Genomic DNA, 16,712 nt, shown 5'->3' with positions numbered 1-16,712 from the left:
AAACCGTCCGTGTCGAACGCGTCGAGGTCAAAGAAGGCGGTCAGGCAATCGTCGGTAACGTTGAAACAGGGGGAGGTAAGAAATGAAAGTTGACACCAACCCTATGCAAAGGGCGCATGGGGCCCCCCGATGTACGGCGAAGTCCAAGCGCACCGGTCTTCCGTGCAATAACCCTGCTGTACGTGGCTGGATGGTGTGTCGAATGCACGGCGCAGGCGTGGGGCATGGGTCAGGGAAGGCTAACCCTGCCTATAAGCACGGGATGCGAAGCCGGGAGGCCGAAGATAGTCGCAGGGCTGTGAATGAGCTAACTCGCATGGCTCGCGCCCTCAAGCAACTAACGGGCAGCATTGGGTAGCCCACGCACCCGAATGACATCAATCCCTTAAGGGCATGCCAAGGAGAAGCAAACCGCCTCACCAAGGAACCACGTAGAAAAGGCCCCGCCGAAGCGGGGCAGAGTGAGCGAGGCAATTTAAGGCAGTCTCATTTGAGACACCCCCAACATCCCAGACGCGAATAAAGAAAACCTATTGCTCAGATTAAAAGGAAGGCAAGCATGTCTCAATTCTACCAAAATGGCACTTTCTTAGGCGCTGGAAACGTCAAGGCGGGTCGCTTTGACATCTTTCGAAAGGGTGAAGATTCAGATTGCCGCCACATTGGAACGTTCACAGCAGGAACCCCAAAAAAACACTGAACAGGCCGAAGCCGATATCCGCGCCGACAAGGAACTAAAGAAGTTAATCTATTGATAGGGCACCGACTGGCCATGTCACAAAGCAGTTATTCGATTAGACTGTTTCGATGTCTGCTTCCGAGCCCAATTTGAGTTTTGCTGCTTCCCGTCACAATGTCTTATGTTGACTTGGGCTGTTCAAATAAGAAGGGCAAAAAAGTGAAATTCAAAAAGTTGTACTCAGACGCCCAAGGCGAAAGCCATTGGGAAGAAATTGAAGTTGAACTTGAAGAGCAAACATTCGCGCCTCCTGCGAAAGCAATCGAAATTTCAAAGCCCGAGGCGGTTACGCAAACCATGTTTTTGAGGCTCAAGAAAGGCTGGGATGAACCAGTTCATCCTACACCCGTCGCTCAAAAGCTCATTTGTCTTTCTGGTGCGGTACGAGTGACCGCGAGCGATGGCGACTTCAAGGATATTGGTCCAGGCGACGTTTGGCATATGGAAGACAAGCACGGAAAGGGTCACCACACAGTTGTAACAAGCGACGAAGACTTTCTGTCTCTGATTGTACAATACGAGTAATGGCGGTTCTCCTGATCATGTTATACGCCTGTCCGTATTCTTCGCAGTATTGGTCGTCTGAATAGTGCTCCGAAACCTAGGTGTCATCTAGTTCCAATGAGTGTAGGCTGTTCGTGTTTGTTTGACGAAACCGATATTCCTGGCTGTTTCGCAGCGCTTTTCATCCAATCCAAGGCACACAATTCATTGGCGAAAATGCCACTGCCAATTGTGTTGTGTGGTATTGGCCAAATCCTGAAAGGGGTTTCATGTATATTTTGTTCGAGCGACCTTCTAGGAACTAATAATGACACTGACAGCTTTCGACCACGTAAATGTACGCACAGCCAACCTTGAAGAAATGGTTGATTGGTATGGTGATGTTCTTGGTCTCTATCCGGGGAAACGCCCGGATTTCAACTTCCCCGGCGCCTGGCTGTACTTGAATGACGTTGCGGTCGTGCATTTGGTTGGGGTGAGTGAGGATCCTGTTGCAGGTGGGAACCCTTCTCTGGAACACTTTGCCTTCAAAGCAACGGGCTTGGACGAATTTGTTGGCAAACTTAAAAAGCTTGGCATTGCCCATACAATTGATCCAGTACCGGGAATAGCGCTTGTTCAGGTCAATCTGAGCGACTTTGACGGCAATCATATCCACGTTGACTTTGAAACCGAGGGATAACCGGTCTTAGGCGCTATTGGCTGCGAAGTGCACCGACCCGATTGCTCAGTACATTTCCATCATGACCTCTATGGCGGTCTCAAACTTTGGTGCGAATACGAAGACGTTTTCACGCAACCCGCATCATCAGGACCATCGCGAGACAGGCGCATCCTATGCCCGCGACTTCGCGATATCCGATTGTTTCGCCGAAGAAAGCCCAACCCAGGCCGCAAAGAACTATCAACGACAACATCGAGTAAGCCACAGCCGCTTGCCCAAGAGACACATGGCGCATCGCAAAATACCAAAGGATGGCTGAAAAGGCATAAAGTAGGATGCCCGCAATCATGGGTGGTGACGTAATCGCCCGCGCGCCATCCGCAGCAACCTTAATGAGCAGATCGCCCGCGATGACCACTGCTGCAGTGAAAAGAGAAAACAAAATACCGTAAAAAACGCTCATAGTAACTCCAACAAAAATTGCGGCGCGAAATGCATGCGCTCACAAGAACATGGTCCGCTAGAAGCTAGTCACTGTCAAATCTGACGAATTCTATGCCGACAGATTGGTTGTGTGACCCGCTTCGCTGACCCACATGACAGAATCAACGTAATTGGGTTTATTAGAAGAGTTAGTGCTCGTGTTGAGTTGCGAGCGCGCGAGATTTTGTATGTCCTCCCTGTCAACTGGGGCCGTTTGGTTAATCATGCTTCTTTTGGAAATGATAAGTTCTCAGCGGATAGAGATCCGACGCTTGGGGTATCGTTCTTTCTTGGTTAGCGCTCCGAGACAGGTGGCAACGATCAGATAGAAGTGAGGTAGCGGTGCTTCATAAATTTGTTCTTGTTTGTGTTCTGGTATTTGGGGCACTTCCCGCTCTTGCTGAGAAGCGGACGGCATTTGTCGTCGGTAACGCGGACTACGCCAACGCGCTCCCACTTGCGAACCCGGTGAGCGATGCTCGCCTCGTTGCGGAGACGTTGGGCAGGTTGGGTTTTGAGGTCACACTCGCGACTGACCTCAAAAGGTCGGAGCTGGCCGCTGAATTCTCGGCTTTCCTCAACGAGACCGAAGGCGCCGAACTAACGCTCTTCTACTACGCTGGACACGGGATGCAGTTCGAGGGGCGAAACTACCTTTTGGGCACCGACGCTGCTCTGCAAAGCGCCTTCGACGTGCAGAGCGAAGCGCTGCCGCTCGACCGGATCGTCAAGATGCTTGAAGAAAAAAGCAGAGCTGCGCTCGTCTTCATAGACGCCTGTCGCGACAACCCACTCGCAACCGACTTTTACACAAAGAATTACTCGCCGACGCGGGCTCTCACGACGCGCGGTCTGGCGCCGATGACAGGCCGCTTCCAAGGCTCGATGCTGATGTTCGCAGCTTCGCCCGGGCAAGTGGCCTATGACGGCACCTCGGGCAACTCACCATTTACAGAAGCTTTGGCCCGGCACCTTCCCACTGAGAACGTGGAGATCCTGACATTGATGAAGCGCGTGATCCGCGACGTTAAGGCCGACACTGAGAACAACCAAGTGCCGACGGTCACGAACGACCTGGCGTTGGAGGTCTATCTCAACCTCGGCGAAGACGGTCAGGGCGCGGTGATCGCGTCGGCGCAGGAGGAGGCGATATTCGAGGCCGCGATGGCTATCAATACCGAGAGGGCTTGGGACATTTACCTGAAGCGCTTCCCGAAAGGATCGTTGAGCGAATTGGCGCTGGCGGCGCGCGAAGAACTGACGGCCCAGTTGCTAGCCCAGGCACCAGGAAGCGAGGTTACCGATAGTGGCCGGGTGACGGTCTCGCGCGAGGCAGCAGCCTCGGCCGAGCGCACTCTGGGGCTCTCGACCGAAGATGCGCGTATTGTGCAGGCGGCGCTGAATGAGCGCGGCTACAACGCCGGATCGGAGGATGGCGTGATCGGCCAGCAGACGCGGCGGGCGATCGCGGATTTTCAGGCGGCAGCCAAACTTCCGTCGACCGGAGTAGTTACGCGCGGCACGGCCGAGGCCCTGGGGGTCCCCTTGACAGCCCCTGAAGAGAGTGATCGGGTCATTTATGCGTCCAAAGACGCGCGCAAATATGACCTGCAACAGCTTGCGCTTATCGAGACCGACGAACGCCTGCTCGCCGCTGTCCGCGTACTGAGCGGCAAAGACCTCGTCTACGGTTTTTTCGATGGACGGGTCTATATCGCCGCCCTGATCTGGGAGAACATAAGCTGGGACGATGCGCTCGCCCTGTCCGAAGCAGCGGGCGGCCACTTAGTGACTCTGACCTCGCCGGCGGAAAACAGCTTCGTCTTCAATCTGATCTCCGAGGATGACCGATTCTGGAGGCAAACCAACGTAGGGACACGGTTATCGGAGGCAGTGGGCCCACATATCGGTTTGTACCAGCCCCCCGGTTCCCGAGAACCGGCAGGCGGGTGGAGATGGGTGACGGGTGAACCATTGAATTATACGAACTGGATGCCGAACAACCTCGACAACTATGCTGATCGTGAACACCGGGCAACGTTCTATAACAACGAACCATATCGTGCCCGCGCGGGGAGGACACCTCCATCACCTCAATGGAACGACATTCAGACCGGCATAAGATCCTTCATCATAGAAATCGAATAGTGCGGGCAACATCGACGGTGATGTCCGCGGTGTCTTACGTAGCCAAACTGGACGTGCCCGACAGACTGATTCTTCCTTCGACGGTGGCCTTCGCCTCGAAGTTGGGAGCCGGTTTTAAAGATTCGTCCATGGTGTTTGCAATGCTCGGCTACTCAGCCGATTTGAAATCCTATTACGCGCTCGGGGCTGGAAACGGCGCTGTACCTGACGGTTGCAGAGTTTCAAGTTTCACCTTCGAACCGCCTTGGCAATCGAGACCCATGCCCTCAAGGGAAAAATATGTAGCGACAGCCACCGACAAAGAGCTGGGATTTATCGCCTGACCATCGATTAAATATGCGGTGCCGAACATTCATGCGCCGCGCGGCATCGGACAAAATGGGCTCGAGGCAGACGTTCGCAAAATCGCGAAGTATGTCCGCTCTGCGGACGATACCCGACATTGGACTTTTGGCCTTTGCTGACGCAGCATCTATTCGCACACGCAGCGCGCCCATCGTTGCGATGCAGCGCATGTCGTTGAAGCGGTCGTTCGCAGGTGTCGATTTGACCCGAACCGAGACCGCACTTTCGCCGCAGCCCTCGCCGACAATCCAGACCGGGTCAAAGCCGCCGCTCCCATCGCCCAGTACAATGACGGCAGGCAGCCCAAAGCGGTCTTTGGAACCGGCTGCAGTTCCAGAGAGGCGGTAGGAGCACGACTGACTGTTCGCTCCGCCAACAGCGGACTTCCATCTTGGCAGTTTTGCAGGCATCAATGCTTCGGGCTGCTTCGAAGACCTCCAGGCACAGAAACAAATCTATGAAAAGTATGCGCAGATACTCGAAAGCACGCACCGGTGCGAGTGGCATCGCCGAACCAAATCCCGAACTCCGTTATTGAGCGGTCTGCAGCTTTATGTCCCTCGTCTTTGAATTCTCGAGTCTTGCAATGCTTCACACTGCAAGCGTGATAGATTTTGAACGGGTATAGGCGTCGAGGCCCTCCAACCCTTTTTCGCGACCGAAACCGGATTTCCGGTTGCCACCAAAGGGCAGTTCGATACCGCCGGCCCAATAATCGTTGACGGTGACCTGCCCCGCATCCACCTGCTGCGCCATGCGCAAGGCAGTAGACATGTCGCGGGTGTAGATCCCGGCCGCCAGAGCAAAATCGGTACCATTGGCAAGCGCCAGTGCTTCTTCTTCACTTTCGAAGGTTTGTACGGCAAGAACAGGACCAAAGATTTCCTGGGTCACCGTATCGTCACCGGCACACAGATTGTCGAGGATGGTCGGTTCAAAGAACCAGCCCTTGCCGGTTTCCGGATCAGTTGCGATGTTGCCACCGGTGGCGATTTCCACCCCGCGCGCGCGGGCACGCTCCACGTGGCCCGCAATCTGCGCCAAATGCCGTTCTGAGTTTACCGCACCCATATCAGGATTGCGCAGCCCGTGACCGAAGCGCAGGCCTTGTGTTTTTCTGACCAGCCGCTCCAGCACCTCGGCGTGCAGATCGCGATGGATCACGAGTCGGGAACCAGCCGAGCAAATCTGCCCGGAGTTGGAAAAAATGGCCCACAGCGCGCCCTCCGCCACCGCCTCTACATCGGCATCAGCAAAGGCGACGAGCGGCGACTTGCCGCCCAGTTCCAGCGTCAGCCCGGTCACGTTCGGGGCCACGTTCTGCATCACGCCCACGCCAGTCGCAACCGAACCAGTGAAGGTCACATGCCGCACCCGGGGGTCGGTAACCAGCGGCGCACCGGCCTCGATGCCGGTGCCGGTGACCACGTTGACGACCCCCGCAGGCACGCCTGCACGCACCAGAAGTTCAGCGATCATCAGCGCGGTAAAGGGCGTGGTCTCCGCCGGTTTCACAATTGCCGAACATCCCGCCGCCAGAGCCGGCGCAATACCGCGCACAAAGGTCGAGGTTGGGTAGTTCCATGGCACGATATGGGCGGTCAGGCCCACCGGCTCGCGCAGGGTGAAGGCGGCGTTGCCGTTGCCGAGGTTGACGCTGCGCCCGTCCAGCTTGTCGGCGGCACCTGCGTAGTATTCGAACAGGCGCGCCGAACCCGCGACATCGCCCTGCGCCTCGGCCAGGGTCTTGCCGCTGTCGAGACTTTCGACCACCGCCAGCCTGTCGGCCTCGGCACGCATCAGGCGCGCCGCCTCATTGAGGATGGCGCAGCGGCGAGCGGGCGGCGTGTTGCACCAGACCTCGAAGCCTGCGGCCGCGCTGGTCACGGCGCGGTCCACATCGGCCGCGGTGCCGGCGGCAAAATCGGCAAAGGCTTCGCCGGTGCCGGCATCAAAGCTTTCCATGCGGTTGCCACTGTCGGCGGCAACGAACGCACCATCGATGAAATGGTCGCGCGGCAGGTCCGGCAGGGTGCCGGTTTCGAAATATGTGGAAATCATCCGGTTGGAGGTCATCATGCGTCCTCGCTGCATTTGTAGGTGGACTTGGCCAGCCACTCAGGGCAGATCTCGACGCCCCAGCCGGGGGCTTCGGTCACAACCGCCTGGCCGTCCGTGATGGTGAAGGGATCGTTGCGGAACAACTCGCGCTGCCAAGGATAGTAGTCGTCGCCCTCAATCGAGAATTCCAAATAGCGGCCCGGATTGGGCACTGCGCGCAACAGATGCATAGTGAACAGCGTCACCAGCGACAGGTTGGCCGCATGCGGGGTGCAGGGCAGCCCGGCGGCATGGCCCATGCGGGCCACCTCCATGCTGCGCACCATGCCGCCCAGGTACAGGATATCGGGCTGGATGATATCCACCGCGCGCATCGCGACGATCCGCTTCCACTGTTGCAAATCCCAGTCCTGCTCGCCGCCGGCCACGTCGATGGACAGCTCGCCGGTAACCTCGGCGGTCTGTTCTAGCTCCCAATAGGGACAGGGTTCCTCGAAGTGCTCGTAGCCGTTGGCCTCCAGCATTCGCCCGACCTCGATCGCGCGGGCGGGACCAAAGCCCGAGTTGCCATCCACCAGCAGCGCCGCATTCGGCCCCATGGCCTTGCGGATGGCGGGGATGATTGCTTCGGTGCGGCCGTCCCATTCGTCCTGGTCCTGGCCGCATTCGGCACCGACGCGCACCTTGAAGGCGTCAAAGCCGTAGTCATCGCGCAGACGCTGCATGCGCGCGGCCTCGTCCCCGGGCGTGATGTCACGCCGCATGGAGGAGGCATAGGCCCGCAGCGGCCCTGCCGAGCCGCCCAGCAGCTCGGCCACGGGCCTTTTCGCAGCCTTACCGCGCCAGTCCCAGACCGCAGTGTCCAGACCCGCCATGGCCCGGCGCAGATAGGTGCCGGGGAACTTGTGCTCGCGCAGCGGGATCTCGGCGATCACATCCTCCAGCGCATCCATGCCGCGCCCCAGCGCCCAAGGCGCCACCTGGCGGTGCAGGATCTCGCAGGTAATGTCACTGCTGTAGGTGGACACCTGCCCCCAGCCCGTGCTGCCGTCCTCTGCGGTGACCCGCACAAAGCCGATCAGCGGCGTGCAGAAGGTCTCGATTCGGCGGATCCGCGGCCCAGTGTCGTCCCTGCCGCGGGTGTTGGCAACCGGCACCGCGCCGGACATGGAATAAGGCGTGCTCATGCGTCCTCCAGAATGAGATCAGCGGCGCGGTGCGCCAGCATCATGGTCGGGGCATTGGTGTTGCCCGAGGTCAGGTTGGGGAAAACTGAGGCATCGACGACGCGCAGCCCTTGCACCCCATGCGCCTTCAGCCGCGGACTGACCACCGAGTCCTGCGCGTCACGCCCCATGCGGCAGGTGCCGACCGGGTGGAATACGGTGCCGCAACGCTCGCGGAAATCGGCCAGCATCTGCGCGTCGTCCATGCGCCGCAGGTCTGGATCCATCGCCGAATCCACAAGCTCGTCCAGTGCCGCAGTATTGATCATCCGCTGGCACAGGCGGCCGCCCGCCACGACCTGTGCGCGATCCTCTTCGGTAGCCAGCGAATTGGGGCGGATGCGGGGCGGTGCCGCCGGGTCGGCAGCGCTGATGTCGATACGGCCGCGGCTGGTGGGGCGGGCTGGCTGAAAGCCGATGATGAAGCCTGGAAACGGGTCGGGCTGCACCACCGTGCGCGTGCCGTTCGGCGTGTTGGTATAGGTGACCGGGTTGAAATACAGCTGCTGGTCAGGGTGGACCTGATCCGGTCCGGAGCGGAAATAGCCGCCGCACTGGTTCACTGACAGGGCCAGCGGCCCGCGCCGGGTCAGCGCATATTGCAGCGCCGCGCGCACTTTCCCGGCAAACGGGCGCAGCACGTTGTTCAGCGTAGGCTCAGTGGCGCGGAAGTAAAAGTTGATGCCCAGATGATCCTGCAGGTTGCCGCCCACATGCGCCGCATCCAGCAGCGGCGTGATGCCGTGGGATTTCAGCAGTTCCGCCGGACCGATACCCGATAGCTGCAGAAGCCGCGGCGAAGTCACGGCACCCGCCGACAGGATGATTTCGCGGCCCGCACGCAGGGTTTGCCTCCTGCCCTCACGCACCACCTGCACGGCAGCGGCCCGCGTGCCCTCAAAGATGATCCGCTCGGCCTGCACCCCGGTCATCAGGGTGACATTCGACCGCTTCAGTGCGGGTTTCAGGAAGGCCCGCGCTGAATGCATACGACGGCCGCCGCTGGTGTTGATCCGGTACACTCCTGCGCCTTCGCAGGCGCTGCCATTGATGTTCTCGGTGCGGGGCAGGCCCAACTCTTCGGCCGCAGCAAAGAAGTGCCGGTTCACCCGGTGGATCTGGTCCGAAACATCTTGCACATGCAGCGGCCCGCTGCCCTGGCGCTCGCCGTTAATACCGAGCCGGGTCTCCATCGCTTCATAGGTCCGGCGTACCGTTTCCCAGTCCCAGCCTGTCGCCCCCGCCGCTGTCCAGTCATCGAAGTCCCGCGGCAGCCCACGCGCATAGACTAAGGCGTTGATCGCACCGGACCCGCCCACAACCTTACCGCGCGGCCAGTAGCCGACGCGTCCGGCCAGCGCATTCTCCGGCTCCGTCTGGTATTTCCAGTTCACTTTTGGGTCGAAAAAGGTCTTGCCATAGCCAAGCGGCAGCGCAATCCAAGGTGACCAGCCGCGTCCGCCGGCCTCAATCACCAGCACTTTGTAGCGCCCGGACACACTCAACCGGTCAGCCAGAACGCAGCCGGCGGAGCCCGCGCCTACGATGATATAGTCAAAGTTTTTCATGGCGTTCCTTGCCAACTCTCAAAGTGTTTCTGGCACGAACGACTGGTGTTTTATAAACAAATAATTTTTTGATATATACATGGAAAAATTTGAAATATTGGTATGCCACATGAACGACATACCTCCTTTACCTTGGCTGCGCGCATTTGAGGCAGCCTCACGAAACGGTAACTTTTCCAGCGCCGGAGATGAACTCGGACTGACGCCCGCCGCTGTCAGCCATCAGGTACGGTCGCTCGAAGAGCATTTGGGCTATCAGCTGTTTTCCCGCAAAAAACGGCCCATGGAACTGACCACTATGGGGGAGCTTTATCTGCCCTGGGTCATCAAAGCCTTCGAAACCCTTCGGCTGGGTACGTGGGATGTTTTCGGCACCAGGCACATGCGCCCGTTGAGGATCCGTTGCCTGCCGACATTTGCGCAGCTCTGGCTTTTGAAGCAGTTGCCTGATTTCCGGGCGCGATATCCGGAGGTAAATTTGCAATTGCATATGGGCACTTGGGCTAGCGCGATCCAATCAAGCCAACTTGATATCGAAATTCGATTCGGGAACGGGGATTGGCCAGGGCAGCGCGCAACGCTGCTAGGTCGTCCGCCGGTAGTCCCGGTCTGCCACCCAAGCCTGCAGCCAAGTAGCGAAACGCTTGAGGCGTTGCGAGACTCTCCTTTGATCGAGATCATCGGTGTGGCCGACAATTGGCACCAATTTTTCCGCCAGGAGAACCTGGCGCCCCCCGGGCATATCCCGACGCTCAATGTGGATCAGAGCATTGCCGCCCTGGAACTTGCCGCAAATGGGATGGGGCATGCGCTGGTGTCAGAGCTTTTCGCGCTTCCCTATCTGCAAGACGGGCGTCTGGTGCGCTCACTGCCCCTCGAAAAACACACAGATCAGGCGATCTATGTCACCTGCCCGGACGGCCCTGTCAGCTACGGGTGTCAAATGTTTTTGGATTGGATTGTCGAGCGGTCTTCTCCGATGCGTCAAGTGTGAGCAAATTCAAAGTGCTTTGCTGCGCAGGACACAATCGTTATCCAATTCATTTTTGATAGCGCGCATCCAAAGTGCTGAATTGAAAACGGCGGCTGCTCACTACGCACGCTCTCTGGGCATACGATACCAAGTTCATGCTGCTCCTACGACGAACGACATGATGTGATTGCGGCGGCGCTACCAAAGTCAAAGCTGGATCTGACGAATGGGATGGGTTTCAAATGACGCTTTATGCTCTACTCTGCCGCTCGTGCCTGGCGCAGCATTTGAAGCATGGGCTCGATACGTCCCACCGCTGCGCTGCGAACACAGGTCCGCTCAGGATTGGCGAACGGCAAGAACCGCCCGCCAAGGTGGTTCAAATGTCGATTTGCTCGGCAATGCTCAGCGCATCTTCGAGTTCGACACCAAGGTACCGTACTGTGCTGTCTACCTTGGTGTATCCGAGCAGAAGTTGAACCGCTCTTAGATTACCGGTTTTGCGGCAAATCTCCGCTGCTTTGGTCCGGCGCAGCGAATGGGTGCCGTATCCACTGGGTTCCAGCCCAATCGCGGCCACCCAATCCCTCACAAGCCGGCCATATTGGCGCGTTGAGATATGCAGGCGGTCATGAAACCTGCTGGGAAACATGAAACGGCAGCCGAGCATCTCCGGTGACTTGATCCATGCGACAATGGTATCCCGCGTGTTTTCAGAGAGTTCAAACTGAACGGGCCGCTTGGTTTTGCTCTGGATCACAGATACGCGTTCGCGAACGCGATCGTCCCTCACTAGGTCGGTGACGGCCAGTTTCACCAGATTGCATCCGCGAAGCTTGCTATCAATTGCCACGTTGAACAGCGCAAGATCGCGCAGGTTGCCCGCCAGTTCGAGCCGCGCGCGGATCGCCCAGACCTGTTTCGGCAGCAGTGGTCGCTTCTGGCCGATGATCCGGCCCTTGTTCCAGGCTCTTCGTTTCGGGGTGACAGCGGGAAGTTGGACTCTTGGCATAGTTTGCCCTCCAATCCTCCCCCCAAACCCAGACATCAGCACAGCGCTGACGCCTCAATTTACTTGTGATTTGAATGGCCGTTGTCGGTTGCGCGTTCTTTGGGAAACGCCGCGGATGCATTGGGCCGGTCTGAGCCCTAAGCGGGCATTTCTGATAGTTAGGCTCTTTGCGTTTAAGGTTTGCTTTGTATCAAAACTGTCGCTGAAAAGATTTTGACGAAAGGCTGAACAGCTACGAGTTTAACTCAATCACGTCACACCGATGTTTTTTCTCGATTCCAGCATTCAGATTTCCTATACTAAAGTAGCAATCGGTGAGTGGTTGCTTTATTTAATCGATTCTGGTCGCTCCTCCCAACTGTGGGCGGAGCGACAAATTTTTTTTTCGATGCTTGACGAAAAGCGTTCGAACCAGCTTCTTGATCCGATTGTTTGAATGCTTCATTTGTTTTCCTCTAAAATAAGTTAGGCTAATATTGCCGCTTTCCAAGCTCACTGAGTTTTTTTCTGCGCTCGAGCATAACGCAGGGTTTACTACTGACCGTTCTAGAGTTCGCGAACAAGACTAAGGTCTAGGATAGGGGCGGGTCCACAAAAGCAACGTGAACTGAGCAAATCGGATACTTCACATCGATCGGGCGAGCGTTCAAAAGGTCCTAACTAAAGCCGGGAGTTCGAATTTGCTAGCAAAGCGGCTTGTGTTCTATTACTCACCCGCAGTTTTCCGAGAATATTCGTTATATGAAACTTCACGGTTACTTCTTTTAAACCTAAATCTTGCGCTATCGATTTGTTGGATTGACCTGATGCCAGCATCTGTAGGATCTGCCTCTCCCGAGCTGTTAAGCCATAGATTTTCAGTCTGTCTTCAGATTGTTCCAGAGAATTGTCACTTGAGTGATCAACAGGATTATTCGCAATCAGTTCGTTGATACTAGCTAGCATCAAATCCACAGGCATAGACTTTGGAAAATAGGCGAGCGCCCCAAGTTCAATGGCTTTATCCGCAACTTCAGGAGAGGCCACTCCGGAAATTATCACTGTTTTCTGGTTTGGAAACCGCGATCTGAGTCTCACTAGACCCTCTAACCCGTCCATTCCTGGCATCTGATAGTCGATAATGGCGAGATCGATGTTTCTGAAAGCTGAAAGCGATACGTATGCTTCCTCAGCGCTTGAAGCTACCTTTACTTCAAACCCAGCTTTTTCTGTCAGATAGGCGGCCAAGGTGTCGCGAACCAGTTGGTGATCATCGGCTAGTAAAATGGTATGCATCGACGACTAGGGTGCCTCCGAAAAAGAACTATTGTCCACCAAGCGGCGATTGGCTCGACTTTCCTTACAATATGTTCGCTGCCCAATTAAATGGTAACATCACTGTAACACCATGCATTTGGGGAGGCCAACTCTATGATATCAAAAAGTGTTCTGAGCATCGGTTTAGTACTTGTCGCGATGTGTTTTTCATCAGCTAACGCACAAAATTCAATTCAATTGACGGTAGTACTTGTTGGGGGAGAGCAAATAGAACTCTCATTGGAGGACTTGGATTCGTTGGAACAGGTTTCCTTCTCTACTTCTACAATTTGGACTGACGGAGTCCGACAATTCAGCGGCGTGCCGGTTTCCGGCCTGCTCGGGCACCTCAACGCCGAAGGTAGTCTGCTTAAACTATTCGCTTTAAACGACTATTCAATAGAAATGCCCGTTGCAGAGTTGGAGGCGGAAGTGCCGATAATTGCGACCCGTATTGACGGCGCCACAATATCGGTTCGTGAAAGAGGACCTTACTGGATAGTGTTTCCGTTTGACGACAGTCCTGACTATCAGACAGAGTCGACTTTCGCTCGCTCAATCTGGCAGTTGCAACGAATTGTTCTCCTCGAATGAGTTGTAAGCGACTCTAATCTAAAAGGCAGAGACTCGGGGAGTTGTGATGCAAGATAAACTGGCCAGGATTCTTATTCCGGCATCCGTGTTATTTCTTGTTGCGCTCGTGGTTGCCTTGGGGCGGAATCTTTGGCTTGAACAGCGCACTTTGTCCACTGCTGGTAACGAAAATGCCCAGTGGACAATTTTGCAGCTGGACACTGAGTTTGCTAATTTGCGTTCTGTTTTGCTTGGGGAATCTTCAAGTCTCAGCCCCGACAATGCAAGGATCGACATACAGACCCAAATCGCCTTGAGCCGAATAGACCTCGTTAGTGAGGGAGTCGCTCGAGAAATAATCGAGAGCGATAACCGTGCTACGGAGCTGTTGCAACAACTCCAACAATTCGCCGAAGAAGCTACCAAACTTACTCAAAGCGATAGCCTACCCGCTGTTGTTGATGAACTTTTCGACTTGACGACACTTTACAAGCCAGTGGCAAGAGAATTGTCGTTGCTGGGAGTGTCTATCGGAGCCGAAAGAACTGAAGCTCGCCGACAAGAGTTTTCATCAACTCTTAGAAATGCCGGTGTGATCGCAACTTCGGTCGTCATTTTATTGGCTGCTGTGCTTTTGTTTTTGTACAGAATGTTGCGGATATCAAGGAAGCGCGACCTCGCACTTCGCGAAACGACAGCCCGGTTAGAGTCGACAGTTTCAGCTTCGCTTGACGCTATAGTGATTGGAAATGAGAAGGGAGAAATTGTAGAATTTAATCAAGCTGCTGAGCATGTTTTTGGCTCGAAGAAGAAGGAAGTTTTAGGTAGAAAAATTGAAGGCACGATTCTGCCTGCTGTACCTTCCCAAGAAGGTAATGAGGCCGATAATACCGAACTTCCCAATCTTCTTTCTGGGTTTTCTGAAAATAAGCGAGTTGAGATTTTAGGGACTAGGCGAAACGGGGAGGAATTCCCGGCTGAAGTCAATGTCATAAGGGCTTCAAAGGCCGGTAGCCCCTTGGTTGCCGTTTACCTGAGGGACATAAGTGAAAGAAAGCGCAATGAGCGAGCGCTATTGGAGGCCAAGGAGAAAGCAGAGCGAACTGATAGGGCAAAATCTCGGTTCTTGGAGATAATGAGCCATGAAATGCGAACTCCTATCACTGGCATCCTAGGAGTTTTGGACCTCCTCAAGACCACAGACCATACGGAGAAACAAAGCCACTTCTTGGAGGTGGCCATCGCGTCTGGAGAAATTCTGCTGAAGCAGGTAAACGAAGCCCTTGATATTGCGCGAATAGAGTCTGGATCTCCGGTTCTGTCACCTGCTAAGTTCAACCCACACAATAAAATATCGCAAGTCATTGCAATTCTTCAACCATTGGCGATGGCAAAAGGATTGAAACTGAAAACCGACCTTGATCCTGACTTGTACGGCTACTTCATTGCTGACGAAGTGCGTGTCGGCCAAATCGTCACGAACCTGGTTGGAAACGCTATCAAGTTTACTTCCGTTGGAAGTGTCAATGTCCAGTTGCGCGGCAACATCTCGCAGCAGATCACTAACTTAATTTTGACTGTCTCAGACACGGGAGACGGGATACCAGAAAACCAATTTGAAAAAGTTTTCGAAGACTATGTGACTCTTACACTAGACAAAGGTCGACTGCCTAGGGGAGATGGTCTTGGACTACCAATTTCAAGAAAAATTGCGAGGATGATGGGGGGAGACATTACTGTTTGCTCACAGTTGGGACGCGGAAGTCATTTTACCCTAACTATACCCATGAAAAAAGCGTCCGACTCTCTGCGAAATGGACCTAAGATCGATCACTTAAACTCAGTAAGATCCTCCCCGAGTGTGCAGAAACTTTCTGTTCTCGTCGTTGAAGATAACGCCGTCAACAACTCGGTTCTTTGTGAAATGCTATCAAGCTTGGGTCACGACGTTCAAAGTGCGCTCTCAGGGGACGAAGGATACGAATTGGCAATGAGCACAAAGCATGATGTCATTCTTATGGACATTGGTTTACCTGACACTGATGGGTGTAAACTGACTGAGAGGATCAGAATGTCGGGTGGCCCGAACAAAATCAGTCGGATTCACGGGCTTTCTGCTTACGATGAAGGGGAATATCTCGAAAATGCGCTGAAATCTGGCATGGACGGTTATTCAACCAAACCAATTCGCCTCCGGGATCTCCAAAAGGTATTGCTGGGAGAACCGTTGGATTCGGGCCCTGTGAGGGGAGATGCATCTTTAATTGATACAAAAATACTGCAAGAACTTGGCGATACACTAGGTCAAGCTCAAATGGAGGATGCTCTGCGGGAATTCTTCGAAGAGATGTTCAATTTCTGTGTGGAACACGAGATGCTTCCTGATTTGAATGAGAGAAGGGAACTAGCATCCCACCTACATAAGCTCAGCGGTGCAGCCGCTTTGTTCGGTTTTCGCTCGTTGACGAAAGTTGTTGAGCACACCCGTAAGCAAGCTGTCGAGGCAGATACAAACTCACTAGAAATCGCTTTAAGCCGCTTAAAGCAAGAGACCGAAGAGACTCGCCGGAGAATGGAAAAACTAGAATTCTTTAAGAAAACTGACGGTTCGCGCCCGCACACTAGCTAGTTTTTTGTCTACTTTTGGCGAGTTCTGTCTTGCCGAGCTATTCTAATTGGTAGGTTGATAAAATTTATCGGCAGCAAATAATGCGGAGATCAAAAACAAAAGAACGGTACTCACTCACCGGAACAAACTATCGTTCTTAGCCCGCCGACGCTGTTCGGCGGGTGTTTTTGTTGGTCTGGTCGAAAAAACTTGGGTCGAAGCGGGCAAGAAGCTGTCGTCGCTTCCAATCAACAAAACAAGTTAGCCATCCAAGTACTTGAAAAACAAGACCCGTGATCATTCGTCCGGCTGTGAAGCTGAATGTGTGGTTCTCTCTTCGCTTCGAAATGTAAGAAGCCTCACACACGAGCGTGGCATCGCAGCAAGTCATGTAACTTTGCTCGTAATACGGTAGTGCAGATCACCTTCATACGCCGCTCTGAAGAAACGGCAGCTTTGTCCGCATGGCGGTCATTCGAGCCTCTCGAAATAATCAATTACCGATTGAAGCC

Annotated in this window: 13 protein-coding genes; 6 read left to right on the top strand and 7 right to left on the bottom strand. The window is 54.8% G+C overall.

Going from position 1 to position 16,712, the window contains the following annotated elements; all coding sequences use genetic code 11:
- The first annotated feature begins 853 nt into the window (after positions 1-853).
- Together GOW40_RS21855 and GOW40_RS21850 are read left to right on the top strand one after the other, a co-directional pair.
- Positions 854-1,264 (top strand): cupin, encoded by a 411-nt coding sequence (locus GOW40_RS21855; RefSeq protein WP_174838678.1) that lies wholly within the window; start codon positions 854-856, stop codon positions 1,262-1,264.
- Between the two features lie 286 nt (positions 1,265-1,550).
- Positions 1,551-1,925, top strand: coding sequence for a VOC family protein (locus tag GOW40_RS21850; RefSeq protein WP_171133913.1), 375 nt, complete (start codon positions 1,551-1,553; stop codon positions 1,923-1,925).
- 109 nt (positions 1,926-2,034) lie between these two features.
- On the opposite strand, the gene GOW40_RS21845 is transcribed toward GOW40_RS21850, so the two are convergent.
- Positions 2,035-2,370, bottom strand: coding sequence for a hypothetical protein (locus tag GOW40_RS21845; protein WP_171133912.1), 336 nt, complete (start codon positions 2,368-2,370; stop codon positions 2,035-2,037).
- A gap of 362 nt (positions 2,371-2,732) precedes the next feature.
- Between GOW40_RS21845 and GOW40_RS21840 the strand changes: the two genes are divergently transcribed.
- The gene (locus GOW40_RS21840; protein ID WP_171133911.1) at positions 2,733-4,538 is read left to right on the top strand and encodes a caspase family protein; all 1,806 of its coding nucleotides are present in this window, start codon (positions 2,733-2,735) and stop codon (positions 4,536-4,538) included.
- 266 nt (positions 4,539-4,804) lie between these two features.
- On the opposite strand, the gene GOW40_RS21835 is transcribed toward GOW40_RS21840, so the two are convergent.
- The 4 genes from GOW40_RS21835 to GOW40_RS21820 all read right to left on the bottom strand — a co-directional run bounded on the left by GOW40_RS21835 (position 4,805) and on the right by GOW40_RS21820 (position 9,738).
- Positions 4,805-5,293, bottom strand: coding sequence for a hypothetical protein (locus GOW40_RS21835; protein ID WP_171231161.1), 489 nt, complete (start codon positions 5,291-5,293; stop codon positions 4,805-4,807).
- 181 nt (positions 5,294-5,474) lie between these two features.
- Positions 5,475-6,962 (bottom strand): aldehyde dehydrogenase family protein, encoded by a 1,488-nt coding sequence (locus GOW40_RS21830; RefSeq protein ID WP_254444552.1) that lies wholly within the window; start codon positions 6,960-6,962, stop codon positions 5,475-5,477.
- Positions 6,959-8,131, bottom strand: a complete 1,173-nt coding sequence (locus GOW40_RS21825) for a mandelate racemase/muconate lactonizing enzyme family protein (RefSeq protein ID WP_171133909.1) — start codon at positions 8,129-8,131, stop codon at positions 6,959-6,961. The genes GOW40_RS21830 and GOW40_RS21825 overlap by 4 nt, the downstream gene beginning before the upstream one ends.
- A complete protein-coding gene (locus tag GOW40_RS21820) occupies positions 8,128-9,738 on the bottom strand; it encodes a GMC family oxidoreductase (RefSeq protein WP_171133908.1) in 1,611 nt (536 codons plus the stop codon). The genes GOW40_RS21825 and GOW40_RS21820 overlap by 4 nt, the downstream gene beginning before the upstream one ends.
- 109 nt (positions 9,739-9,847) lie before the next feature.
- On the opposite strand from GOW40_RS21820, the gene GOW40_RS21815 reads away from it, so the two are divergent.
- The gene (locus GOW40_RS21815; protein WP_171231160.1) at positions 9,848-10,732 is read left to right on the top strand and encodes a LysR substrate-binding domain-containing protein; all 885 of its coding nucleotides are present in this window, start codon (positions 9,848-9,850) and stop codon (positions 10,730-10,732) included.
- Positions 10,733-11,090: 358 nt separating this feature from the next.
- On the opposite strand, the gene GOW40_RS21810 is transcribed toward GOW40_RS21815, so the two are convergent.
- The gene (locus tag GOW40_RS21810) at positions 11,091-11,723 is read right to left on the bottom strand and encodes a tyrosine-type recombinase/integrase (RefSeq protein ID WP_171136794.1); all 633 of its coding nucleotides are present in this window, start codon (positions 11,721-11,723) and stop codon (positions 11,091-11,093) included.
- A 660-nt stretch (positions 11,724-12,383) separates the two neighbouring features.
- A complete protein-coding gene (locus GOW40_RS21805; protein ID WP_171104008.1) occupies positions 12,384-12,998 on the bottom strand; it encodes a response regulator transcription factor in 615 nt (204 codons plus the stop codon).
- A gap of 135 nt (positions 12,999-13,133) precedes the next feature.
- Here GOW40_RS21805 and GOW40_RS21800 point away from each other — a divergent pair, with 135 nt between their 5' ends.
- Positions 13,134-13,613 (top strand): oxidoreductase, encoded by a 480-nt coding sequence (locus GOW40_RS21800; RefSeq protein ID WP_171133906.1) that lies wholly within the window; start codon positions 13,134-13,136, stop codon positions 13,611-13,613.
- Between the two features lie 46 nt (positions 13,614-13,659).
- The gene (locus GOW40_RS21795) at positions 13,660-16,221 is read left to right on the top strand and encodes an ATP-binding protein (RefSeq protein WP_171133905.1); all 2,562 of its coding nucleotides are present in this window, start codon (positions 13,660-13,662) and stop codon (positions 16,219-16,221) included.
- Positions 16,222-16,712 lie beyond the last annotated feature (491 nt).

Source organism: Ruegeria sp. HKCCA6707 (assembly GCF_013033515.1).
In the GTDB taxonomy this organism is placed as follows: Bacteria; Pseudomonadota; Alphaproteobacteria; order Rhodobacterales; family Rhodobacteraceae; genus Ruegeria.
The sequence above is the reverse complement of the archived record's forward strand: the minus strand, read 5'-3'. Positions and strand labels throughout refer to the sequence as shown.

Bases quoted from the DNA above. Each gene is read 5' to 3' on its own strand.
- GOW40_RS21855 (WP_174838678.1), top strand. From the start codon at position 854: ATGTCTTATGTTGACTTGGGCTGTTCAAATAAGAAGGGCAAAAAAGTG.
- GOW40_RS21850 (WP_171133913.1), top strand. From the start codon at position 1,551: ATGACACTGACAGCTTTCGACCACGTAAATGTACGCACAGCCAACCTT.
- GOW40_RS21845 (WP_171133912.1), bottom strand. From the start codon at position 2,370: ATGAGCGTTTTTTACGGTATTTTGTTTTCTCTTTTCACTGCAGCAGTG.
- GOW40_RS21835 (WP_171231161.1), bottom strand. From the start codon at position 5,293: ATGCCTGCAAAACTGCCAAGATGGAAGTCCGCTGTTGGCGGAGCGAAC.
- GOW40_RS21830 (WP_254444552.1), bottom strand. From the start codon at position 6,962: ATGATGACCTCCAACCGGATGATTTCCACATATTTCGAAACCGGCACC.
- GOW40_RS21825 (WP_171133909.1), bottom strand. From the start codon at position 8,131: ATGAGCACGCCTTATTCCATGTCCGGCGCGGTGCCGGTTGCCAACACC.
- GOW40_RS21820 (WP_171133908.1), bottom strand. From the start codon at position 9,738: ATGAAAAACTTTGACTATATCATCGTAGGCGCGGGCTCCGCCGGCTGC.
- GOW40_RS21815 (WP_171231160.1), top strand. From the start codon at position 9,848: ATGAACGACATACCTCCTTTACCTTGGCTGCGCGCATTTGAGGCAGCC.
- GOW40_RS21810 (WP_171136794.1), bottom strand. From the start codon at position 11,723: ATGCCAAGAGTCCAACTTCCCGCTGTCACCCCGAAACGAAGAGCCTGG.
- GOW40_RS21805 (WP_171104008.1), bottom strand. From the start codon at position 12,998: ATGCATACCATTTTACTAGCCGATGATCACCAACTGGTTCGCGACACC.
- GOW40_RS21800 (WP_171133906.1), top strand. From the start codon at position 13,134: ATGATATCAAAAAGTGTTCTGAGCATCGGTTTAGTACTTGTCGCGATG.
- GOW40_RS21795 (WP_171133905.1), top strand. From the start codon at position 13,660: ATGCAAGATAAACTGGCCAGGATTCTTATTCCGGCATCCGTGTTATTT.